Origin of the sequence: Candidatus Nitrosopumilus sp. (genome assembly GCF_029882185.1) — an archaeon.
Classification (GTDB): Archaea; Thermoproteota; Nitrososphaeria; order Nitrososphaerales; family Nitrosopumilaceae; genus Nitrosopumilus.
Genome location: NZ_JAOULD010000001.1, coordinates 18,074 through 40,950, shown reverse-complemented (window position 1 = coordinate 40,950; position 22,877 = coordinate 18,074). Strand labels below are relative to the sequence as shown.

Sequence of the window (22,877 nt, the reverse complement as noted above, 5' to 3'; positions counted from 1 at the left end):
GAGAATCATTGGAATGGGTCAATGAATGGACAGTTAACAACATGGTCACTATTCATTGGACGCGCAATACCAATATCAATCAAGCCAGCTTCTTTGTAGGCGTTCACATCATCAATAGTTTCAAGTAACTGTGCATTTTCAGGATCATCCCAACCAATCACAAAGATTCTCCACATTGGAGAATAGTTATCATCACCGGGAGCTCCTGCTGCAATTCCAGGTTGAAATCCTAATGGACCAGTACCTGATAAACCATTTTTGAATTGATACAAATCTACTGCTGCTGAATTTGCAATCAATTTTGCAGATGTTGGTGAGTTTGCAACGCCCATCATTTTAGCAGGACCACTTGGAGTAGCATCTGTTACAATGTAATAGATGGTTCTACCATCTGGACCCCATCCACGATGAGCTATGAAAGTCACATTCATCTCTTCTGTATCTATATCAAGAACCTGACCGCCACCATAAGGTGTAGTATCTGTTAAATCCACATCTTTTATCATCATCTGACCTTCAGGCCAAATGATTTGTGGCATATTCAAAACTACATCAATCGATGTCAATGTAATTTCGTCATTCTCAGCTGCTGCAAGAATCATTGTTTCAGAATCAAGTATTCTCGGAGTAGTACCTTCATTCCATGTTACATGGACATGTGAAGTCAATGCACTGTACACATCTGCTTGTGCAGGGGTGCTTGTAAAGACCTCACCTTGGAAACTATGTACACCGTCTCCTTCAATGCCATTTGTGAACATGTATGTTTTTGAAAGTGCTGCTGCAGGAGTGTTCTTTAACAAAGGAGCAAGTTCTACTTGCCATCCTTGATTTGCAGTAATCATATCTGCATGTGTTGGATCACTAGAGTCAGTGATGATGAAATAAACATCCTCACCATCATAGTAACCTTGATGCATAGGGATTGTTGCTGGAACATTCGCTCTTGATAATCTAAGTACAGAACCCATGTCAGCTTCAGTCATTTCATCCTCAGGGGTTTTTTCCATTTTAGTTTCTTCAACTGGAGCTACAGGAATATCTTGTTCTTGTCCTGCTTCCCAAGATGCTTTGCCACCTGGAATTTCAGAACAGAGTTGTAATCCACAGATTCCAGTAGCAGAACCGTATTTGGAAGTTCCGGTACCTTTACTCTTCAGTGCTTCAGCATCTGAAAAGTAATCTGCAGTCATTCCTGCTGTAAACAAGGGTAAAATTGCTAGAAGTGCAATGTATCTTAGACTCTTGTTCATATGATTGAAGTTAAATGTTTGTTTAAAAGAATTTGTCCAAATTAAAAATTTTAACTAGCAAGTTCTGAAAATCTATTTCCCACATAATCCCAATTAACAACATTCCACCAGGCTTTAACATAGTCCGGCCTTTTATTTTGATATTTCAAATAGTATGAGTGCTCCCAAACATCCAACCCCAACAAAGGGAATTTTCCAAGGGTCCAAGGACTAGTTTGGTTTTCAGTTGTAATGATTTCAATTTTATGATATGTCGAATTAAAAACCAACCAGCACCAGCCACTTCCTTGAATGGCAATTGCTCTTTCTGAAAAAATTTTTTTGAAGTTATCAAAACTGTCATAATAAACATCAATTTGATCCTCTAATTGCCCACCAGGGATTCCATCACTGTCAGGGATCATCGTTTCCCAAAACAATCTATGATTTTCAAAACCTCCACCAAAAAAGTTGATTGTACCTCTACCATATTCAGGAATTGATTTCAAATCAGATAGTATAGATGAAATGTATTGGGGGTGAGATGCACTTCCAACATCTGCAAGTGCTTTGTTTAAACCATCAACATATGCCTGATGATGTTTTTGATGATGGATTTTCATAGTCTCAGTATCAATAAATGGTTCCAGTTCATCGTATCCATAAGGCAATTTTGGAAGATCATATTGAACCATAATTCAGAACAGTGTAATCCACATATATTCTTCAAGTGCAAAGAATGATAAATCTTGAAAAAGAGATGTCAGTATGAGAAAACTAGGTACAGTGGATTTAGAAATTTTGCATTTAGCAATTAATAAGAATGGAACATTTAATGAAAATAATCTAGAAAATTCAGAATTGAAAAGGTTAGGAGTCGGTAAACTTTTAGATGCTCTTGCTACATTAAAAGACAGAAAAATGATTTCCCTAAACAGTGACGGATCATTTACAATTACACAATTAGCAAGAGAAATTCTTTGGGCCAATAGCATTCCAATATGGGCAAAAATATTACGGTTGTTACAAATCAAATCATGTAACATAGAACAAATTGAAGACATTCTAAAAGTTTCAAAAGAAAAACTATTCGACGAAATTGAAAAATTACGAAAAAATCAATTTGTATTAATGTCACCACAAAGGATTGGAGAAAGAATAATCAAAGTGTATGAAATTCTCCCAGAAGGTATTGAGACAATAGACAAAACAGACACGGATGGATTTGAAAACGTAAAATTTGGAGAACCAAAATCAGAAATAGAAATTTTGAGCATCATAGATGAAATTAGAAAAGAAATTCAAGATTCTCAGTTAGAACAAACAAAGAAAAATACAATTGTAGAAAAATTATCAAAGATAAAAGACAAGTTAGAAATCTAGTTATTTTGAGCGAACCTTGTCTTGAATCTGAGCTAGAATGAGTTCAGCCTTGTCTTTATTTTCATAATTCTCTTTTGATTCATCCATGATTTCATCAATCTCATAACTTTTGTCAACTAAGACATTAGCTACATGATCATCCAAAGTGCCATTTCCAATCAAATAATATGCAAATACAGTATTTTTCTGACCAATTCTATGCAACCTATCCTCAGCTTGTCTATGAATTGCAGGACTCCAATCTAATTCTGCAAAAATAACATATTTTGCCCTAGTCAAATTGATACCAACATTTCCAGCACGGATACCTGCAATCATCAGTTTTGATTCTCCTCTTTGGAATTTGTCTATTTGTTCTTGACGAGTTGAATCGGATTGCCCACCAATAATAGATACAGGAGAAAATTCCTGAAGACTATCATGCAATAGTTTGTGAATTACCTTGTGATGGCAAAAGACAACAACACTTTCCTCAATTTCCATAATATTTTTAACAAAATTGATTACGTGTGGAAGTTTTGCAATACCTGCAATTTGTCTTTCACTTTGAATTGCTCTGTTATATGATGCAGATTTGGAAAATTCACTATCAGCGTCTTTCTGTTCTGTCTCAACTTTCTTCCAAATTTTATCCAATTCCTCAAGATAGTAATCAGTATCTGCTGCAATAACCTCCTTGTAGCGTACTTTATCTTTAAGTTCCTTTAAGACATCAGCTTTTTTCCTGCGAAGCATCACATGTTTTTGTAATTCATTTCTTAGTGAAGCACGTTTATTTTCCAAAACAATTGCTTTTCCTTTTTCATTGACATAGCAAAAGTACTCACAGAACTCCTTAAAACTACCAAGCAATCCAGGTTTTAGGATATCAATAATGGGCCAAATTTCTGAACCACGATTATAAATTGGAGTTCCAGATAATCCAATTCTATAAAGAACTGAAGGTAATGCTGCTAGTTTTTTTACTGCTTTGTATTTTTGAGTTGTTTTTGATCTTAAGTTATGTACTTCATCACAAACAATTGTTTTTAGTCCTACTTTAGATAAATCATCATTTCTTTTGAGAAGTAATTCATAATTAATTATGTAAATGTCAGTTTTTGGTAATTCCTGAGATTTACCAGTTCTAATAAGAGTAACACTGGGGGACTCTGATTCGACAATTCTTCCATTTCGACTTTTCTTTTTCAGGAATTTCTCAATTTCCCTTTCCCAATTATTTAGAGTAACTAATGGCGCAACAACCAAAAGAGGGAATGTTTGTTTTTCAGTTGCAGCATAAGATAGTGTTTGAACAGTTTTTCCAAGACCCATTTCATCGGCCAATAAAGCATTGCCAGAAGATTTTAACAGAAAATCCAATCCTTCCTTTTGGAAATTAAGTAATTTGCCTCGGAATTGTTCACCAGTTTTTGCTCGTTTTAGTTTAAGTTTAACAGGAGGCAATGTAGGTTTTGGAGCATATGTTTTTACAATTTTTCTTTGCCATATTGATTTAGATAGAATTTCAAGAGGATAGCGATCCATAATTAATTTCAGTTGTTTTACAGTTTCGATGTTATCAGGAATGATTATTTCGTTTACATTTTCGCCATACCATGCCTCAGAGACAAGTCGAGAAATCATACTCACTGCACGATCACCTGTGACTTTCCAGCTCCAGATTTTGGAATATTTATCAAGGACATATTCCAATGTGCCAATGTTTTCCATGGATGTTTCCATAATTTGTCGACAGAAAGTTTTATTGCCTTATGAATCTTCATATTTTTTCTCGATCATCAAAAAAGAATGAAAAATCTACAAGAGTTAAAATATGATACTAGTTTCAATTTTTAGGGGAAATTTTCAGTAGAACCTAGGCTCAAATTAGACAAATGATTAAACTTTAAAGAAATTTTTACGCCCAGAAACAAGAACAGAAATAACAAAATTCTGAAAATAGATCAAATCATATTTTCAATTAAATTTTGAAAAATTTTCTTTTCAAGAAATAAGACAATTATTAAATGAATTTAAATTTTTCAGAAAAATTATCGGAATAAAAACCAATAATTTGAAAAATCAAAATCCAAGTATACAAAAATCAATATTTTTGATTACAACATAAGTTTAAAATTCATCAAATTTTAGAATATAGGTGGAATTCATTCAAAACAAACAACCAGATATAAAAAAACCAATAATAATTGCAGCTATGCAAGACATGGGAAACGTTGGAAGTATAGTCATAAATTTCATCAATGAGTCACTTCAAACAAAAACATTCAGAACTGCAAAAACACCATTTCCAACATACATAGTTGACAGGGGTGGATATATCGATCTTCCAGATGAAAAATGGGAATATAGATACACAGATGATTTAATAATATTTGGTGGAGGCAAGGGTCAACCACAAAGCAACAATGAATTGAATGCTTTATGTCAAGATGTCATAGATATTGCAAAGAAATATTCTGCAAAATTTATCTATACATTGGGTGGTTTTCATACAAATCGAATTTTTGACAATAAACCAAAGACATACATCACTACGACATCACAGGAATTGACAAAACAAATAGAAGGATTAGATGTTGAAGTAACCCCACAAAAATCAATCATTACAGGATTTAACGGGTTGATTTTAGGTTTTGCAAAGAAAAATAACATACAAGGTATCGGCATGTATGGAGAACTAAATGAGCCTGAAATTCCACAATATAGATCATCCATTAGCATAATCAAAACACTTGAAAAATTAACATATAGAAAATTAGGAAGTACAAGTCAATTAGAAATCAGAGCCCAAGAAATAGAAAAAAAATTCAAAAACTAAATTTAATGAGTTTTGCCAACTTCATGTGGTTCTGTATTTTCATCATGACAATCACAACTACAAAGATGCGTCTTATGATTATTCATGCAATCAATACATTCAAAATGTTTTCTTGTCTCACATGCAGCACATATCATCTTAGTTTGAGTAAAATAAAAGGAGAATTTGAATTTTTTCTCCACATATAGAATTTAATAGTTTACTTCGCTTCTATTTAGAAGACGATCAGTTAAATCAACATATCCTTGAGGATCAAGTTCTTTGGCAAATCCTTTATCGATATTAATCAAGTAAATAGAATGAAGATGAGCATTTAAGATATCATCATATTTTATTGAAGGATTTTTGTAATAACGATCACATAAATCTTTGATTTTCTGTACATCTTCTTTTTTTCTTGCATTTGGCGGCAACAAGAAAATTTTGGATATAGGTAAAATTCCAACCACGGGGGTAGCCAATGAAAATTTTGAACAATATTGGCTATATCTTGCAATCTTGCTCATGATTCTTGCAGAGAAATAATCTATAGTATCCATTGCATGTTCTGGAGGAGTAAAACCCGTTTCAATTTCAATTATCGTGTTACCGCCGCCCTTCTTTGCAAAAATATCACACACAAGAATGTCAGTGATATCTTTTTCAACCTCAACAGCATAACCCCGTGAAATTAAAGTGCTAGCACAAATCAATTCCAAAATAGAGTGGTTGATTTTAACTAGGTTTTTTCTATACATTTCGATTAACTGTTGTCGGACATACTGAAGTTTGGAGACATCGTTTTCTTTAAGATTTTTTGAGAGCTTATCAGTCATCTCAGAAACATCGTTTCGGAATTTTTCCAAATCCATGATTTAGGATAACATTGTTCTCATAGTTTAAGAGTCGGTGGTGACGATAAGTAATGAAATTGAGTCTCCAGATGGAAAATTGCTCAATAAAAGTTGAAAAATAGCGAATTTTTATTCATACATTGTCTTAACTGCAAAAATCAAAAGTATCTGATGTGTACAATTACAAGGCTGTATTCATAGGATTATTTGCATTTTTGATGATATTTTCATTCATTCCAACATCCCAAGCAGAACTATGGCAATTCATAGTGGAAGCAAATGTTGAGAACGCAGTAGTATTTCAAGGAGATACTGTCGTGGTTACAGGAAGAGTAGTCAATCACGCATATGAGCCAACCAGAGGAGTAGAAGTTCTAATCAGAACAGGATCAGACACCACCAAAATATACACGACCCCCGATGGTCATTTTAAAGGAGAATTTGAGAATTTTCAGAGGATTCCAGGAACATACACTGTTAACGTTATTGCATCATGGTATGGAATGACAGGATTAACAAGTACAGAATTTCAAGTAAAAGGAGATGTTTCACCAATTTCAATATTACAAGAAAAGTTATCCACTGAAGAAGCAATAAAATATCTGAGTTCAAATGAAAGTGATTTTGAAAAAAATCCAATAGGTCAAACTTTATTCAAATATTATCACAAACTATTAGATGAATTAATTCAAGAACAAGCAGAGGCAAGAGAATCAAATGAGGATCGAATCCACATAGAAAAACAAAGAATAATCTCAGAAAAACTAAGAGTGCAGGCCATTGAAGAACACAACCCAAGAGCAGGAATTTTTGAAGGATGGCAATATGATCAATATATTAAAAGCGTGAATCCAGAAATTCAAGACCTTATTGCACAACAATTGAACTTTACAAAAAATAATTTCATAGAAGCAAATAAGATTAAACAAGAAATGTTAGTCAATGGTAGTACGTATGAGGAAGCCATGCAAGTATATCTAAAAATGCTTTCAACACCAAAAGAAAGTATTGAAAAATTTAATCAAGAACATTTAGAAGAAACGACAGAAGAAAATCAAACAAATGAAGAATAATCATTTGCTAAATGTCAAGGGTCATATATTCAAAAAATATTAAAAAACAAAGAAACACAGATTTTATTATTGTTCTAAAATGCCTCCAAACAATTTTTAATTAGACATAGAAAAAATATTCAGATTGAAAGTATTTCACAAACCAACATGTATCACATGTAAAAAGACAATTTCAGAAATCGAACGAATGGGAAAAGATATCGAGAAAAGAGATTTTTTCAAAGATCCATTCTCCGAGGTGGAGTTCAAAAAAATCTTAAAAATGGCCGGTAAAAAACCATCAGAACTTCTAAGAAAAAGAGACAAAATGTACAAAGAATTAAACTTAGAAAAGAGTAAGAAAACAGACACACAACTGATCAAACTGATGATAAAATACCCAGGATTGATTTTACGCCCAATAATTATAATAAAAAATAAGGCAATTGTTGGAAAAGTAGATGTAAAAAATTTGAAATGAATTATTCAGAATTTTTATCTTTGAATATTCGGACAGCTTCTAAATGAGAGCAATTTGCCTTTAGACCTTTTCCATGGTGAAATTTATAGAAATTTTTGAATCCAGAACATTCACAAGAATCAGAAGTTACGAAATAAGATTTTTCAGGATCAGATGAAGATTTGATTTGAAATAAATCATCTTCAATTTTTACTACGCCCCCACTTTCAACTAATTTCTTAGCTTTTCGAATGGTGTTGGCACTCATACAAAATCAAGAAAACACCAAAGTTTTATCTGTTATTTTTCATAAGTTCATAAAATGTTTATATTATTTGGTAGCCTATATGTTGCAGACGAGAGACTTGCTTTTCTTCCTTAGTAAAGCCTAGAGTTCGTTTCACTCTCGTCTGATTTTAAATTATATGTTGGACCCTACCTATCTTACCAGAATCTAATTCAACTTTGATTCCATGAGGGTGAAATTCACTTGAAGTTAAAATTCGTTTAACTTTACCCATAGTCAAATTTCCTGTTCTTTGATCATGTTTTTGTATGATACTAACTGATAATCCAGGTTTGATTTTTTCTCTAGAGGGAATATTATTCAACAATATTTGGCAACCATTGAAGATTCTAAATCTTTGTTTTATAAAATAAAAGAGTTTTGAAAATTACTCAAAACGATTGTTCTAATTTTTGTGGTTTTGGAAGCATTCCCTGCAATAAACAGGTCGGTCTTCTTTTGGTTGGAATGGCACTTGGCAATCATTTCCACAGTCACCACATTTTGCATCATGCATTTCACGTGGTCTGTCGTCTCTTCTACCAAATCTAGAGCCGCGATCACCGCCAAATCTTCCACCAAATCTACCGCCACCTTGTCTTGGAGCTGGTTTGTGGTTTTGGAAGCATTCCCTGCAATAAACAGGTCGGTCTTCTTTTGGCTTGAATGGCACTTGACATTCATTTCCACAGTCACCACATGTTGTGGTATGCATTTCTCTTTCTCTATCAAAGGACATGTCTTTCTAAATCTCAGTAATCTCATGTAGTAATAAACTGTGGGAAAAACAACTATTGTTATAAACTGATTATCTTCTTTGAGATTATTGGGCATGAAAAAATATGTTGCCACCAGAATAATCACTATGTTTGGAGTATTGATGATTACTCTATTAATCACAATTGCGCTTGTGGGCTCAAATATGGACACGATTTTAAAACAAGGCATTGTGTTTCAAGTTAGATCAGAAATTACAGAAAACCCTTCTATCGCAGAAAGTTTTTCATCAGTAGAAGAATTTGAAGGATTTATTCAAACCCAAATTAATCAAAGAATTCAAATTTTGGGATTAGACGAGCCATGGTATTCTCCTCAAAGAATAGGAGTAACAATGTATAAGATCATATTGTTAGATTTTGGCCATGCTACCTTTCTAACTAGTGATGAGGGATCTTCAGATGTTAAAGACATACTATTTGAAAAATTACCTAGAACAGTGTTACTATTTACAACTGCAACAATTATCATTTCAATTATTGGGATATTTCTAGGAGCTTTTTCTAGCAGTAAAGTAGGTTCGGGTATAGATAGAATAACATCAAGTTTTGCAATTATCAGTTCTAGCTTTCCAGTATGGTGGATAGGAATGTTGATGATATTTTTATTTGCATTTACATGGCAAGTATTTCCACCTAGGGCAACACCGGATATCCCATCGTCTGATCCTGAATATATTGGATCACTACTATACCACATGGCATTACCATTAATCACAATTGTGATGATTGGTTTTGGGTCATGGGCATATCTTGTGAGAAATTTCATGGTAGGAATCATGCAAGAGGATTTCATCATAGCAAAGAAAACAATTGGAATCACTCAAAAGAAAATTATCTATACACATGCATTAAAAAATGCAGCACCACCAATCGTGACAATTTTGGCATTAAGTTTGTCAGGATCATTGGGAGGTGCGATAATAACAGAAGCTGTTTTTGATTGGCCAGGAATGGGAAGATTGTATTTTGAGGCAATTACAGTAATGGATCTTCCAGTAATTATAGGTGCAACATATCTACTAACAGTGTTTTTCTTAATCAGCATATTCATTGCAGATTTGCTTTATGGATATTTTGATCCTAGAGTGAGGACAGATAATTGAATAACATTGCTCCACAAGAAATCAAACAAGAATTTCTCAAAAGCAAGATGGGAATTGCAGGAATAGTAATTCTTTTGACACTTGGAATAGTTTCAATCATAGCAATAATTGCCATCCCAATAGAAACATTTCAAGAATGGAACAATCCAAGTAACTGGATTGAAAATCCAAAAGTAGCGATTCCTATTTGGATTAACATATTTTTGAGTGAAAAAATTCCAGAACATAAAATTTTGAATGAGCCTAACATAAAAAAAATAACAAGTGAGGAAATAGAATTAATATCGCATCAGTTTGGATTAAATTTCGATTATGTTGATTTTCCAAATGATTTCATCTATGAATTCTCATCAGAATATTCAGGCAATCCGCTCCTACAAATGTCAGTCATACGACCAGACGGAGTTAAATTGAATTTACTTACAACAGCACTTCCTTATTCAAATGAGAAAACCGTTCACAGTGAAAGGATTTTTTCAACTGAACAAGCAATAAAGAAAAACTTGTCATTACAATCAGAGAATTTTGAATTTGAATTCAAAAGACTATCTGCAGAAGATATTGTGTTTTCAAAAACCCATGTAAATGAGCCACTGAAAGGAGACTATATTTTTTTGATAGATCTGTATGGAATAAATTCAGAAAACCGAATTTATGAATCAAAACTGATTGTAGGAGGTAAGGCATTTGGGATAATGGGCACAGATGAATTAAGACGCGATTTGGCAATAGGATTGCTTTGGGGAACTCCTCTAGCATTGTTCATAGGTCTAGCAGTATCAATTGCATCAGTTGTTGCAGGATTGCTTTATGGAGTATATGCAGGTTACAAAGGCAAAAAAACAGATGAAGTAATGATGAGATTTAATGATGTCATCTATGCATTGCCAGCACTACCATTTCTCATAATTCTTTCAGTAACAATCAGTAATAGCATATTTGTGATGGTAGGATTTTTGATGGTATTTGGGTGGGTGGGCATAGCAAAAGTATCAAGAAGCATGTCACTTCAAATTAAAACTCGAGGCTATGTTGATGCAGCAAATATGATGGGTCAAAAAGATTCTAAAATAATTCTAAAACATATTGTGCCTCAATTATTACCATATGCATTTGCAAGTATTGCAATTTCAGTTCCAGCTGCAATAACCACAGAGGCAGGATTAAGTTTTCTAGGATTAGGAGACCCAACATTTCCAACATGGGGCCAAATCTTACATGATGCAAATACGTTTGGAGCAGCAGCAAGAGGAATGTGGTGGTGGATCATGCCACCAGGAGTCATGATAGCAATAACAGGATTAGCCTTTGTGTTTATCGGCAATGCTTTAGATGCAATAATTAATCCTAAACTTAAAAGATAATCATGTAGAATAACTGCGAATTATATCTAAAGCGGCATCATTTAGTTTGATGGTATATGTTAGAGAATTAGGATCTTCTTTTGTCTCGGCCAAAGTTTCTGTAAATTTTACTTTTTCGTCCTCAGTAGCACCTGCTTCATGAGCACAGAGATTAAACGCCTTTAGATTCAGATTATTTTTTAATAAATGCGCAATGAATTTTTTGTATTCTTCAGGATTTGTCCAATTAACATTTTTTTCTGAACATATTGCAATCCATACATCAACTGAATTATGGAAAATCACTTTTTTACGAAGTTCATCCAATGACATATCTTTTCATCTAAAAATCGGCTCTTTGCATTTTAGAACCACATCGTGGACAAGTTCCGCCTTTGTGTTTGTTATTGCATACAAGACATACGTATCTAACACCGCCAGAACCACCTTGTGAACCCATTCCAAAGAATCCTCCACCAGTCCCAGAATCACTTCCATAGCTGCCCATTTTACTCATTTGACGTCTTCGCATAATCATTGGCAACAAGATGAAAATTGCCATAACTAATCCTATGCTGATAAACCACGGAACGCCAAGAGCTGATAGTCCTATTTGCAATCCGATACTAAATACCAAAGATGCGCCTAAGAAAATATAATATCTCTTGAGTTGAGGATTCAAGTCATTAAAAGTATCGTTAAAACGGATATAAAGTTTCTTCATTTTTGTTCTGCATTATCAGCATATTTCTCAAATCATTCAATGGATAGAGGAATAGGATTGCCGCTACTATCCCATGCAAAAATAGAATCATCATCATATGGAGACTTTACAATCATTGATACCAAACCAAAAAAATTATGTAAATCAGTTACAGAAGGCTCTGCAGAACCACTTGGATGTGAATGAACAATTCCAACATAACTCATGTCAAAAGGTAAGAAAGAATGAGGAAAACCTGCAAAAGTAGGACCTGTTTCACTGAAAGGAGGAATCACAAGTCCATCTATTTTTACCTCGCCATTTTTTGATTTTCCTTTTAAAATCAAAATTCCTTCATTTGGGTGCTTCATTTGACAAAATGACAGAATACTATCATGAACATCTTTTTTCAACATTACTTTACGTTCAAATTTTTTCTTTTTGAAGAACATAATAGAACATAGGTTTGGAACTAATTTAATTTTGAGATAGTAAAACAGTATACCGAGTGTTAGAAAACTGTCGCAGTTTTTGTTCAATTTTAGACACAAGTTCAGGAATTTTTGAATCTATTTCATCTATTTCATCTTGAAAAGTTTTAGATTTGAGTCTATATTCATCAAACAATAAAGTGTTTTTTTCAAGATCATCTTCCAAAGAACCCAGATTATCAGGCATTAGGAAATTTACATTATTTTTCATTTCTTGGTATTTTTCATTATATTCTAAAACTTGTTTGATAAAGCCATCCAAAGACTCTTCAAGCTCAGTAATTTGAGAAAATGTTTTATCGACATCTTTGACAGATATAGAACCAGATGAAACACCTTTTCGTACATTTTCAAGAATCACAATAATAGAATCTTTATTATCAAAAGACAATACATCAAACGGTTCGGTCACCAAAATAGACAAGATATTCTTTTCATCTTTATCTAAAGATGAAGCATATTCGTATCTACTCAAAGGTCTAGAGATTTTAGTAAATTGAGTGTTAATTTGATCTTTGATTTTTGATTTTTGTGTTGCAAATTTATTCAAAGTATTTTTCAAATCAAGATATTTTTTGTAATCTTCAGACGATTTGATATGATCAATCGAATTTTGAATATCATTTATTTTTTCTTGAGTTGACTTGGCATTTTCATTAGCATCTGTAATTTTTTGCAATTTTTCTTCATGTAAATTACTTAAATTTTTTATTTGTTTTATTGCATCATTTATCTCATCAGAAAGAGATTTTGTAGAGTCATAATTTTTTAATATTTTATTAATTTCAGAACGATTTGCATTCATTACCTCGAGATTTTCTTTTAATTGTGAAGCATATTTTTTTGCAAAAATGTGTATGACTCTAGTTTGTCTTCCCAAAACATCTCCTACTTTTTTGAGAATTAGACTCAAAACCGAGTTTAATTTTTCAGCATCATCAAAAGAAGAGATTTTAGGTAATGAGATTACATCCTTTTTGATCATGTCAATAACCTGTTTTTTACCACGCACTACAATGATTGCAAGATGTTTGTCTATATCATCAATGTTCAAATTGTCTTTTTCAAGAGCATTACCAATTTTTATCAAATCTTTGATTAGAGGTTCGGTACTATTTCTCAAACCGTTTATTTCATTCAGAGTTTGAGATTTGCGTAATTCTCCAATTTTAGAGATTATTTTAGGTACATCCGCAAGCAAAATTTCTTTATTTTGAGGAATTTCTTCAATAGATTTTTCTTCTTCTTTCTTTTTAACCCATCCAAAGACCATTTGTTATCTTTTCCTTCAGGGGATTAAAAATGGTTGTACAATTAAAATTTAAAATTCAGCATATTTTGTAGAAATGCATGGTAAAAATTGCAAAAAAAACATTTCATACAGGGACAGTCAAAAAAACAATCAAAATCAAAGCATCAAAAGACAAAGTATGGAAAAAAATTAGCAACATTGCAGGATTGCCAACATGGGTTGTAGATGTTAAAAAAACAACATATCTATCTAAAAGGAAAAAGGATGTAGGAGCAATAAGATTAATCACATTTGAAGATGGAAACAAAATTGAGGAACACATAGTGGCATGGAAAAAAGGAGAATATTTCACATATATTGCAACAGAAGGATTGCCACTAAGAGCGTATGTTGCAACAATTTCAATAAAGTCAAAATCCAAAAACCTTGTTGAATTAACATGGCAATCATATCTAAATAGCAAGAAAATGTCTGAAAAACAATTCTTGGATTTTGTGGTATTTTTAGGTGCATTTTACGAAGCATCGCTTGAAAATCTCAAAGCATCTCTTGAAAAATAACACTAGATTTCATCCTAGTCAATATGTAAATATGATTAATTAAGAAAAAAGTCATGAGCGACATGAGATTTATCATCATTGGGATCGTGTTAGTTTTTGCAGGATTTGTAATTCTGGGAGGATTTGGTCAGAATTATCAAGCAGCAACTCTTGAATCAAATCAATTCGGCACATGTTATGAATATTCAGATAATTCACCACCAATAGAAATCAATTGTTCATTTAAGATATTTGATCAGACTATGTTTTTTGGAGTTGTCATAGTATTGATTGGTGTAGGGATCATATCATTGATTAAAGGTACACGTGGAGATTGGGACAATAGAGTTAAACCAAAAGATATGGTAGGTCCAGGAAATAACCAAAACTCAGATGATTCGGATTAGGACTATTTTTTAGATTCTAATTTTTTATATTATTCAGGACTTTTTTCTTTTAATCTTTGAAAATATATTCTTCATAGGGCATTTTTTCTCAGTATAACATAACCAAATTTGCATTTAATCTTGAAGAATAATGTGTATTTTAACTAGTCACAAATATCTAAGACATCAAGGTTGGGACTCTAAAATATTTTTCATCGAATCAAACATTTCGTTGAGTTCATCCATTCTTTGATCAAATTGTTCATCAGTTATTTCATCAGGTTTATTCAAGGTGATAATAACTTCAGAAAAATCACCATTGGAAACAACTCTCATTGGAACATCCCATGAAGATTCCTCATCAATAAATTTATGATCTAAAATTCCCAAAGATTTGTTTTCGTTAAATTTTAGTTTGGATTTTCCATGAGGGCCAGTAAATGACCACCATCCAGAATCGTTGATTTTTGCATCAGGCATCATCTTAGAAGGCATGTTCAAAATTGCGTCAAATGCATCACCTGTTTTCTTTTTCACAGTCATTGTAATTGTCCTAGACCTACCCATAGTATGAATTTCAAACAAGGATTAAAAAGGATATAGTAGAAATCACATGAATCAAAGATACGGGTCTATTTATTCAAAAACCTTTTGATTTTCTTGAGGTTTGCCACATTTGATTCATGAAACATCACCATAGATTCTGACAAAGAATTAGGCAAAACAGTTTTGAGATTATTTACTAATTCATCGCCACTAGTAATCATATTATCTATTAATTTCTCAATTTCGTTTTTTTCATCAATCATTTAATTGAGATAAGGCCTAATCTTAATTATCTTTTTTTATCAGGGTTGCAGTTGAACGAACATTTTTCAGTTTTTGAATATTCCAGGATACAATCTCACGAATCTTTTCAAAGTTTTCTGCTTGTAGTTTCACCATCATGTCATGTGTTCCAATTGTTTCAAAAACATCTACCACCTGTTCTAGTTCTTTTAACTGCTCAATAATTTCAGCTTCAGCACCCAACTCACAATTCAACATAACATATGCATCTGTCATAAAATAATCAAGAATCCAACATTATTTAAAGATGGATAATTTTCTGTAATCTACCATGAAACATGGACCAAATCTTTTAGATTTCGTCTTGGCTTTGGGAATTTTGTTTGTTCAGGATATCCAATACACAGCACAGAAGAAGGAACAAGATCAGTTCCTATGATATCCATTACTTTTTGTTCATCAAACATTCCAATCCAAATTGAACTCAAACCCAAGGCCTGAGCTGCCAATTGAGAATAGCCTGCTGCAAGAGTTGCATCCTGTATAGCAAACTTTTTTAAAACAGATTCTGGAAAATCAAGCTTCACTCTGGATGGGTTTTTGCAGAAAACCAATACAACAGGAGCATCAACATATGGTTGTTTATTACAAGCACCAACCAAAAGTTTTTTCTTTTCAGGGCTTTTAATGTAAAATATTTCAAATCCTTGAAAATTGCCAGCAGTTGGAGCAGTATCAGCGGCTGCAATAATTTTATCAATTTTTGTGGTTTCAACAGGTTTGTCTTTGAACTTTCTTGTGGAACGTCTCTTTGCCATTACGGCAAACAAATCAGTATCAACAACTTCAGTAGGGCCAGATTTTAAAATAAAATTCAACAAATTATTTCGTACATTGTCATCTGGAGCATCAGTGGTTATTTCGGGTTCATACCCCAACGGATAGATTTTTTCCCCATCTTTTTCTGAATTCATAATAACAGTAAAAAAAATATCCTATTAAAGAATTAGAAAGCCTTAGAAATGAAAAGAGTACTTATTCTGCTTCAAAATGATCACAGCCAGAAGTACATGGTTTGTTCATAACACCCTCACACACACCTAGTTCGTTATGCATTATTCTGTGATGTCCACAAATTTTGCATTTTTCTCTAAAATGGGAAATTAATTCAGCAGTAGAAACATTAGATTCATGAATTTTTGATTCGATTTCATTAGTCATAACAAGTTTCAAGGGTCATGTTAGTTTAAACATTTTGTAAACCCACATTCTAACAGTTTGCTTTTGAAAGGCATTAAGATATAGCCTATGAATGTTTTGTCGTTAAAATATGACAATGAGATTTATGATGAATTACATTTATGATATCATCAAAAAGAGTTATTTCTTCCATGGATAGTTTTGGATAATCTACAATCAATAAATCAATTTTATTATCTTTAACATAGTCAACTACCCAATGTGAAATATTGTCAGTCAATGCTAATTTTGTTTTGATAGGTACTCCTTGTTTCTGAGCAATAGACTTCCAATTTTTTAATTCTTTTTCAAGTTTTGTAACCTGATTTTGGGTTGTTTTTTTATCGGACTTTGTTTCAAAAAAATAAAACTTTGGAGGGGTTTTATACATACATTCTATCACAGTTAATTCTGAATCAAATTTTTTAGCCATTTCAAGACCAAGTTCAAATGATTTCTTGGTATGTGTGGGGGTGATTATTGCAACAGCTACTTTACGAAATGGCATTTAATCGGTTTATTACGACTGTAAATTAATATCATTCTATTTTTATTATTTTTTGAAATAATAATTCAGTGTAAATTTATCAAGAGTGAACAGTATGGAAAGTCTGGCGCCATCCATATCTGCGTCAATTCTATCCTCAATTTGATGATTGAATCCTTGTGGAATTGAACCTAAACTGAAAGGATTTGAATTAATTTGACCCCCAAACTCCAACTGGTATTGCAAAGACATCCAAGATTCCTTTAATCATAACATGAATTGATTTCTAGAACTAGTTAGAGTTGTTAGATCCTATTTTTCTGGACTGAATTTTATATCGAGTGTTGGTTATTGTGAAAAAGCATGACAGAAACCAAAACCACTTTGTTGCATATAGCAACTAATCACTACAACAATACAGATACTTTTGTAATGTTTGGAATTACTTGATTACTGTCATATATTGTGTGTAATTGTGGAATAAAAAGAGATTTGAAGACATATCAAACATTTGTTTATCCACAGTATATTTTTTGAACAAGATTTAATCAACAAAACATCTTCAGCCTAACCAGATGCACTTGTGATGATTCCAGTGATCACACATGACCCTGCATTCATCAAACGGAAGTTGCCTCTTGCATAAGGTGCAGGCGATGATCATGATGACTTGTAAGAATGGTTTGTAAGATTGGCTTAAGAGGGATTGGTTATTGTATCATGATTTCATATGATGGATTTCATGTAAGGTTGTCTGATTCATTACCAATATGTTGTAAATAGAGGGTATAAAGGGGAAAAGTCAACGCCGAGAGAGGGATTCGAACCCCCGCACGCTTGCGCGTAGCCGTTTTCGAGACGGCCGCCGTACTACTTGGCTATCTCGGCAACTATTCTGATATATTCACCATAATAAAGCGAATTGCTGAAATTAGATTTTGCCAATATCAAATAATTCACCTCTGAATTTCTTTTTTATTTGATCTTTAGTTCTGTTCCATTCATCATCACTTACAAAATCTGTGAAAATAGAATGAAATTCGTTAAAAACAGTATCTGCTAAAATAGAACGAATTTCTTGTCGTTCAGAGTCAGAAAAAGGAAAATAAGAGATTATTCTTGATATGGCATCGTCAGAATTATACTTGATTTCAAAAATTTTATCCTGTAAATGTAATGGTAATTTCAGTGAAGGCAATAGTTTGAATAGGTCATTTCTATATTAAAATCGATTTCAAGACACATCTGAAATATCGATCAATTTGAAGAGATAAACACAAAATACCTGAAAGATGAAAGAAAATCCATGGGATTAAACCTAAAAGAACTGGTAGTCAGAGAGAAAACAACACTTGAGGCATTTTCAAACAGGGTGATTGCAATTGATGCATACAATGCAATTTATCAATTTTTAGCAAGCATTAGAGGACCAGACGGATTACAATTATCAGACTCAGAAGGTAGAATTACCAGCCATCTAAGCGGTTTGCTCTACAGAAACGTAAATTTTTTGTCTCTTGGAATCAAGCCAGTCTATGTTTTTGATGGAAAGCCACCATCATTAAAGACGGCCGAAATTGAGCGCAGAAAACAAATCAAAAAGGACGCCACAGTGAAATATGAAAAGGCAGTTGCTGAAGGAAATATGGAAGAAGCAAGAAAATTTGCACAGCAAACAACTAGCATGAAAGATGGAATGGTAAAAGAATCAAAACAATTTCTGACATATTTTGGAATTCCATACATTGAAGCACCATCCGAAGGTGAAGCTACTGCAGCACATTTAACAAATACTGGACAAGCATACGCTTCAGCTAGTCAAGATTACGACTCAATTTTATGTGGAGCAAAAAGACTGGTAAGAAATTTTACAACAAGCGGACGGAGAAAAATTCCAAACAGAAATACCTACATAGACATATTGCCAGAAATTATTGAAACCCAAAAGACATTAGACGTAATCGGAATGACAAGAGAAGAATTAATTGACGTAGGTATTTTGATTGGGACTGATTTTAATCCAAACGGATTTGAAAGAATTGGCCCAAAAACAGCAATGAAATTAATCAAACAACATTCAAGATTAGAAGACATTCCACAGATTCAAGAACAACTAAAGGAGATAGATTTTGAGCAAATCAGAAAAATATTCTTAAATCCAGAAGTGGCACAGGTCGATGAAATTGTGTTTAACGAAGTAGATTATGAAGGAGTAACAAATTATTTAGTTAAAGAAAGAAGTTTTTCTGAAGACAGAATTCAGTCAACATTGAATCGATTAAAAAAGGCCTTGGAAAAAAAGAGTCAAAATCTCGATCAGTGGTTTTAGCTCACAAATTCATCTTTTATACTTCAGAGTTTGACTAATCTTGTGGTCAAGCAACATTACAAAGTTCTAAAAAATCAATTCCAAAATCAACTATTTTTAATTATCAATAATTCCTAAGACATATCAAGAGTGACGAATTTACTAGTCACTTTGCGGATACAAAATTAAACTTAGGCAGTCAGAAATGAAAAGTCAACTTGTGAAGAAAAAAGGTGTTTTTCAACCCTAACCAGTGGTTCTAAGATTTCAATTTAATAACTAGTCAATGCAATTTAAAAAAAATGCCACAGACAGAAGCCAGAAAGACGCTCAAAGATGCACCCATAATGTGGAGAAGAATAAACTCCATAGGCGTGATTTTAGACTGTAATTCCACTTATGCGGCAAATCTTGGATATGTGAAATCAGAAATCATAGGAAAGTCAATTTTCGAGCACGTTCCAAAAGAATCTTGGGAGGATATGAACAATTCATTAAAGATTTGGTTCGATACTGGAAAAGTGAGCGATAGAAAAATTACTTTTAAAAAACAAAACGGAGAAACTTTTTCAGGATTATTACAAGCCACTAGTTTGTATGACGAGAACAAAAATTTACTTGGAAGCAATACAGTCATCTTTGATTTAAAACAAATGACGGATGAAAAAATAAATGAATATCAAAAATTCTTCAAAGAATCAAATTCCAAGTTAGATGAAATCAAAGTTAAAGAATATGATCAGTTAGATAAAAATTCAAAATCAGAATATGACGGATTAAAAGAGATGTTTGAGATGTTATCTAGGATTGATTTTAACGAGTTAAAAAAATAGATTAAATTCATCAAAAACACAGATAATCGTATATTAAACAAAATATATAATGATTGTAAAATATATCCATCACAACATAGTCTTAAAAATAAATTTTCAATCAAACATATAGTCACTTTGGTAAATTCTCGAGAACATAATATTCAAAAAAACAGATCAGGGTTTACTGGTGAAAATTTCTAAAAATTAAAAAATATTTTTAATGAATATAAGATATAATGAATGTCAAGATTGGATACAATATTTGCAACGGATGAACTTTTCTTTTATTGCCTCTTCTAGAGTATCAGGAATAAAATAGGTTTTTTCAGATTTTTTAATCTGAACAATTTTACAATCAGGTGTCATTTCTGCTAAATGATGAACCACGTTATCAGATTTGTTTCCTAGATATCCAGCCATATTCATATAGCAAATTAACAATAATATCTATTTATGCCTAATAATTTATAGAATCATCAAGTTACATATAGGAAATTAGGCATAAAACCAAAAAGTATCAAGATATCCAAAGAAGCATAGAGATAAGTTGTAAGAAATATTGAAAGAGACATCATGTCAATACATGAAAAAACAAGTATTTTGAAGAAGGATTATGAACTTTATGAAAAGGAAATCAGTTTAAATTAGATTTTATAGATTTTTGAAATTCATCAAAAACTTGTTGAACTTCTGTTACTGCAGCTCCATCTTCCAAAGTACTTACATCACCTATTTTTTCGTTATTTCCAATTGCTTTCAGTAATCTTCTCATTATTTTTCCACTGCGAGTTTTAGGCAATTTCGAAACAAAGTAGATTTGTTTAGGAGTTGCAATTGATCCAATGTCAGTTCTAATTTTATTAGAAATTTCCTTCGCCAATTCTTTAGAATCATAATTTACACCCTGTTTTAAAACCACAAATGCAATTATGACTTCTCCCTTAACTTCATCTGGGATTCCACACACTGCGGATTCAGCCACAACAGAATGAGACACAATGCAGCTCTCAAGTTCAGCAGTTCCAATTCTGTGACCTGCGACTTTTAGAACATCATCTGCACGTCCCAAAAGCCAAAAGTATCCATCATCGTCTTTTAGAGCATAGTCACCAGGATAATAGCGATTTTCATATTTTGACCAGTATACTGTTTTGTATTTCTCATCGTCATTCCACAATGTTAAGAGCATTCCGGGCCATGGATCTTTGATTACAAGATAGCCTTTTGTGTTTGCAGGAAGATCATCCCCATTTTCATCAACTACAGAGACATTCACACCAGGAATCGGACGGGTTCCAGAACCGGGTTTAAGAGGAATAGTATCCAATCCAGGAAGCGGAGATATAAGCATACCACCAGTTTCAGTTTGCCACCAAGTGTCAATTATAGGGCATTTTTCTTTTCCAATTGTTTTAAAATACCATTTCCAAACTTCTGGATTAATTGGCTCTCCCACGGTTCCAAGTAATCTTAAATTTGAAAGATCAAATGAATTTGGAATTGCATCTCCAAATTTCATAAACATTCTCAAAGCAGTAGGAGTTGTGTAAAAAATTGTTACTTTGTATTTTTGTAAAATAGACCACATACGTGATGCATCTGGAAAATCAGGAGCACCTTCATACATCACTTGTGTTGCACCATGTAGAAATGGAGCATATGCAACATAGCTATGTCCTGTAACCCAGCCAATGTCAGCAGTACAAAAAAAGACATCAGAGTCCTTAATATCAAAAGCCCATTTGAAGGTGGAATATAGATGAGTCAAATATCCACCAGTTCCATGCAACACACCTTTTGGCTTTCCAGTAGTACCAGAAGTATACAAAATGTAAAGAGGGTGATCACTGGACAATTCTTCAGCATTGCATGAATCTGAAGCATTGTTCATCAACTCATTCCAAAATTTGTCTTTAGAGGCCATTGAAATTTTATTTTTGGTTCTTTCAAGAACTACTACATGTTCTACAAAATCAATGTTTTTTATTGCATCATCAATCACATCTTTGAGTTTTACAACTTTTCCTCTTCTATAGCCTCCATCAGCAGTAATGATAACTTTGGATTTTGAATCAAATACTCTATCTTTAATCGAGGTCGCACTGAAACCAGAAAAAATTACAGTGTGTATTGCGCCAATTCTTGCACATCCAAGAATTGAAACTATTAGTTCTGGGACCATTGGTAGATATATTGTGACTCTGTCACCTTTTTGAACACCTAAAGATTTGAGGACGTTTGCAAATTTCTTTACTTGTGAGAACATTTCACCATATGTGACATTACGAGATTCCCCATTTTCTCCCTCCCATAAAATGGCAGATTTTTCATCTTTTTTCTCCTGATGAATGTCAAGAGCATTATATGATGCATTGATCGTGCCTCCAACAAACCATTTTGCAAAAGGAGGCTTCCAATCAAGTGTTTTTTCCCAAGGAGAAAACCAGGACAATTGTTTTGCTTGATTATCCCAAAAAGATACAAAATCACAATCAGCCTTTTTCCTTAAATCATCATCATTATTTCCTAATCCAATTAGATATGTCTCAGACATCAAAAAGTGTATGAATTTAGAT

At 32.8% G+C, this 22,877-nt stretch carries 30 protein-coding genes and 1 tRNA gene; 10 read left to right on the top strand and 21 right to left on the bottom strand.

Features of this window, described 5'->3' with window-relative positions; translation table 11 throughout:
* Positions 1-5: 5 nt before the first annotated feature.
* Both OEW78_RS00255 and OEW78_RS00250 read right to left on the bottom strand, forming a co-directional pair.
* Positions 6-1,253 (bottom strand): hypothetical protein, encoded by a 1,248-nt coding sequence (locus OEW78_RS00255; protein WP_300322602.1) that lies wholly within the window; start codon positions 1,251-1,253, stop codon positions 6-8.
* Positions 1,254-1,303: 50 nt separating this feature from the next.
* Positions 1,304-1,927 (bottom strand): superoxide dismutase, encoded by a 624-nt coding sequence (locus OEW78_RS00250; RefSeq protein WP_300322600.1) that lies wholly within the window; start codon positions 1,925-1,927, stop codon positions 1,304-1,306.
* A 73-nt stretch (positions 1,928-2,000) separates the two neighbouring features.
* Between OEW78_RS00250 and OEW78_RS00245 the strand changes: the two genes are divergently transcribed.
* Positions 2,001-2,615 (top strand): hypothetical protein, encoded by a 615-nt coding sequence (locus OEW78_RS00245; RefSeq protein ID WP_300322598.1) that lies wholly within the window; start codon positions 2,001-2,003, stop codon positions 2,613-2,615.
* On the opposite strand, the gene OEW78_RS00240 is transcribed toward OEW78_RS00245, so the two are convergent.
* Positions 2,616-4,340 (bottom strand): DEAD/DEAH box helicase, encoded by a 1,725-nt coding sequence (locus OEW78_RS00240; RefSeq protein WP_300322596.1) that lies wholly within the window; start codon positions 4,338-4,340, stop codon positions 2,616-2,618.
* Positions 4,341-4,755: 415 nt separating this feature from the next.
* On the opposite strand from OEW78_RS00240, the gene OEW78_RS00235 reads away from it, so the two are divergent.
* Positions 4,756-5,436 carry a PAC2 family protein gene (locus OEW78_RS00235; protein ID WP_300322593.1) on the top strand — a complete coding sequence of 227 codons (681 nt, stop codon included), beginning with the start codon at positions 4,756-4,758 and terminating at the stop codon, positions 5,434-5,436.
* A gap of 191 nt (positions 5,437-5,627) precedes the next feature.
* Here the strand turns inward: OEW78_RS00235 and OEW78_RS00230 are convergent, their stop codons facing one another.
* On the bottom strand, positions 5,628-6,287 hold the full coding sequence (locus OEW78_RS00230; protein WP_300322591.1) for a hypothetical protein: 660 nt from the start codon (positions 6,285-6,287) through the stop codon (positions 5,628-5,630).
* Between the two features lie 155 nt (positions 6,288-6,442).
* Between OEW78_RS00230 and OEW78_RS00225 the strand changes: the two genes are divergently transcribed.
* Together OEW78_RS00225 and OEW78_RS00220 are read left to right on the top strand one after the other, a co-directional pair.
* On the top strand, positions 6,443-7,342 hold the full coding sequence (locus OEW78_RS00225) for a carboxypeptidase regulatory-like domain-containing protein (protein WP_300322589.1): 900 nt from the start codon (positions 6,443-6,445) through the stop codon (positions 7,340-7,342).
* Between the two features lie 124 nt (positions 7,343-7,466).
* Entirely contained in the window at positions 7,467-7,802 is a 336-nt protein-coding gene (locus tag OEW78_RS00220; protein ID WP_300322587.1) for an ArsC/Spx/MgsR family protein, read from the top strand.
* 1 nt (position 7,803) lies between these two features.
* On the opposite strand, the gene OEW78_RS00215 is transcribed toward OEW78_RS00220, so the two are convergent.
* The 3 genes from OEW78_RS00215 to OEW78_RS00205 form a co-directional block, all read right to left on the bottom strand.
* A complete protein-coding gene (locus OEW78_RS00215) occupies positions 7,804-8,049 on the bottom strand; it encodes a hypothetical protein (RefSeq protein WP_300322585.1) in 246 nt (81 codons plus the stop codon).
* 148 nt (positions 8,050-8,197) lie between these two features.
* On the bottom strand, positions 8,198-8,392 hold the full coding sequence (locus OEW78_RS00210) for a YwbE family protein (protein WP_300322583.1): 195 nt from the start codon (positions 8,390-8,392) through the stop codon (positions 8,198-8,200).
* An 81-nt stretch (positions 8,393-8,473) separates the two neighbouring features.
* Complete coding sequence (locus tag OEW78_RS00205) at positions 8,474-8,806, bottom strand: CxxC-x17-CxxC domain-containing protein (protein ID WP_300322581.1); 333 nt, start codon at positions 8,804-8,806, stop codon at positions 8,474-8,476.
* A gap of 93 nt (positions 8,807-8,899) precedes the next feature.
* Here OEW78_RS00205 and OEW78_RS00200 point away from each other — a divergent pair, with 93 nt between their 5' ends.
* Both OEW78_RS00200 and OEW78_RS00195 read left to right on the top strand, forming a co-directional pair.
* A complete protein-coding gene (locus OEW78_RS00200; RefSeq protein ID WP_300322579.1) occupies positions 8,900-9,949 on the top strand; it encodes an ABC transporter permease in 1,050 nt (349 codons plus the stop codon).
* Positions 9,946-11,313, top strand: a complete 1,368-nt coding sequence (locus OEW78_RS00195) for an ABC transporter permease (RefSeq protein ID WP_300322577.1) — start codon at positions 9,946-9,948, stop codon at positions 11,311-11,313. The genes OEW78_RS00200 and OEW78_RS00195 overlap by 4 nt, the downstream gene beginning before the upstream one ends.
* Here the strand turns inward: OEW78_RS00195 and OEW78_RS00190 are convergent, their stop codons facing one another.
* The 4 genes from OEW78_RS00190 to OEW78_RS00175 form a co-directional block, all read right to left on the bottom strand.
* Entirely contained in the window at positions 11,314-11,625 is a 312-nt protein-coding gene (locus OEW78_RS00190) for a hypothetical protein (protein ID WP_300322575.1), read from the bottom strand.
* Between the two features lie 10 nt (positions 11,626-11,635).
* Positions 11,636-11,974, bottom strand: a complete 339-nt coding sequence (locus OEW78_RS00185; protein WP_300322573.1) for a hypothetical protein — start codon at positions 11,972-11,974, stop codon at positions 11,636-11,638.
* A gap of 74 nt (positions 11,975-12,048) precedes the next feature.
* A complete protein-coding gene (locus tag OEW78_RS00180; protein WP_300322571.1) occupies positions 12,049-12,447 on the bottom strand; it encodes a Mov34/MPN/PAD-1 family protein in 399 nt (132 codons plus the stop codon).
* 25 nt (positions 12,448-12,472) lie between these two features.
* Positions 12,473-13,759, bottom strand: a complete 1,287-nt coding sequence (locus OEW78_RS00175; RefSeq protein WP_300322569.1) for an exonuclease SbcC — start codon at positions 13,757-13,759, stop codon at positions 12,473-12,475.
* Between the two features lie 77 nt (positions 13,760-13,836).
* Here OEW78_RS00175 and OEW78_RS00170 point away from each other — a divergent pair, with 77 nt between their 5' ends.
* Together OEW78_RS00170 and OEW78_RS00165 are read left to right on the top strand one after the other, a co-directional pair.
* Positions 13,837-14,298 (top strand): SRPBCC family protein, encoded by a 462-nt coding sequence (locus OEW78_RS00170; RefSeq protein ID WP_300322567.1) that lies wholly within the window; start codon positions 13,837-13,839, stop codon positions 14,296-14,298.
* 62 nt (positions 14,299-14,360) lie between these two features.
* Positions 14,361-14,684: a hypothetical protein gene (locus OEW78_RS00165; protein ID WP_300322565.1), complete on the top strand. Its 324-nt coding sequence runs from the start codon at positions 14,361-14,363 to the stop codon at positions 14,682-14,684.
* Between the two features lie 165 nt (positions 14,685-14,849).
* Here the strand turns inward: OEW78_RS00165 and OEW78_RS00160 are convergent, their stop codons facing one another.
* The 8 genes from OEW78_RS00160 to OEW78_RS00125 all read right to left on the bottom strand — a co-directional run bounded on the left by OEW78_RS00160 (position 14,850) and on the right by OEW78_RS00125 (position 18,376).
* Positions 14,850-15,230, bottom strand: a complete 381-nt coding sequence (locus tag OEW78_RS00160; protein ID WP_300322563.1) for a hypothetical protein — start codon at positions 15,228-15,230, stop codon at positions 14,850-14,852.
* Between the two features lie 65 nt (positions 15,231-15,295).
* Entirely contained in the window at positions 15,296-15,472 is a 177-nt protein-coding gene (locus OEW78_RS00155; RefSeq protein ID WP_300322561.1) for a hypothetical protein, read from the bottom strand.
* Positions 15,473-15,494: 22 nt separating this feature from the next.
* On the bottom strand, positions 15,495-15,728 hold the full coding sequence (locus tag OEW78_RS00150) for an Lrp/AsnC ligand binding domain-containing protein (RefSeq protein WP_300322559.1): 234 nt from the start codon (positions 15,726-15,728) through the stop codon (positions 15,495-15,497).
* Positions 15,729-15,778: 50 nt separating this feature from the next.
* Positions 15,779-16,426 carry a nitroreductase family protein gene (locus tag OEW78_RS00145; RefSeq protein WP_300322557.1) on the bottom strand — a complete coding sequence of 216 codons (648 nt, stop codon included), beginning with the start codon at positions 16,424-16,426 and terminating at the stop codon, positions 15,779-15,781.
* Between the two features lie 61 nt (positions 16,427-16,487).
* Positions 16,488-16,673, bottom strand: coding sequence for a hypothetical protein (locus OEW78_RS00140; RefSeq protein ID WP_300322555.1), 186 nt, complete (start codon positions 16,671-16,673; stop codon positions 16,488-16,490).
* Between the two features lie 85 nt (positions 16,674-16,758).
* Positions 16,759-17,199 carry a universal stress protein gene (locus OEW78_RS00135; RefSeq protein ID WP_300322553.1) on the bottom strand — a complete coding sequence of 147 codons (441 nt, stop codon included), beginning with the start codon at positions 17,197-17,199 and terminating at the stop codon, positions 16,759-16,761.
* A 785-nt stretch (positions 17,200-17,984) separates the two neighbouring features.
* Positions 17,985-18,066 (bottom strand) — tRNA-Ser (locus tag OEW78_RS00130).
* A 43-nt stretch (positions 18,067-18,109) separates the two neighbouring features.
* Positions 18,110-18,376, bottom strand: coding sequence for a hypothetical protein (locus tag OEW78_RS00125; protein WP_300322551.1), 267 nt, complete (start codon positions 18,374-18,376; stop codon positions 18,110-18,112).
* A 108-nt stretch (positions 18,377-18,484) separates the two neighbouring features.
* Between OEW78_RS00125 and fen the strand changes: the two genes are divergently transcribed.
* Positions 18,485-19,507, top strand: a complete 1,023-nt coding sequence (gene fen, locus OEW78_RS00120; protein WP_300322549.1) for a flap endonuclease-1 — start codon at positions 18,485-18,487, stop codon at positions 19,505-19,507.
* Between the two features lie 281 nt (positions 19,508-19,788).
* Positions 19,789-20,319: a PAS domain-containing protein gene (locus OEW78_RS00115; RefSeq protein WP_300322548.1), complete on the top strand. Its 531-nt coding sequence runs from the start codon at positions 19,789-19,791 to the stop codon at positions 20,317-20,319.
* A gap of 225 nt (positions 20,320-20,544) precedes the next feature.
* Here the strand turns inward: OEW78_RS00115 and OEW78_RS00110 are convergent, their stop codons facing one another.
* Together OEW78_RS00110 and acs are read right to left on the bottom strand one after the other, a co-directional pair.
* On the bottom strand, positions 20,545-20,721 hold the full coding sequence (locus OEW78_RS00110) for a hypothetical protein (RefSeq protein ID WP_300322547.1): 177 nt from the start codon (positions 20,719-20,721) through the stop codon (positions 20,545-20,547).
* Between the two features lie 214 nt (positions 20,722-20,935).
* Entirely contained in the window at positions 20,936-22,855 is a 1,920-nt protein-coding gene (gene acs, locus OEW78_RS00105; protein WP_300322545.1) for an acetate--CoA ligase, read from the bottom strand.
* Between the last annotated feature and the right edge of the window lie 22 nt (positions 22,856-22,877).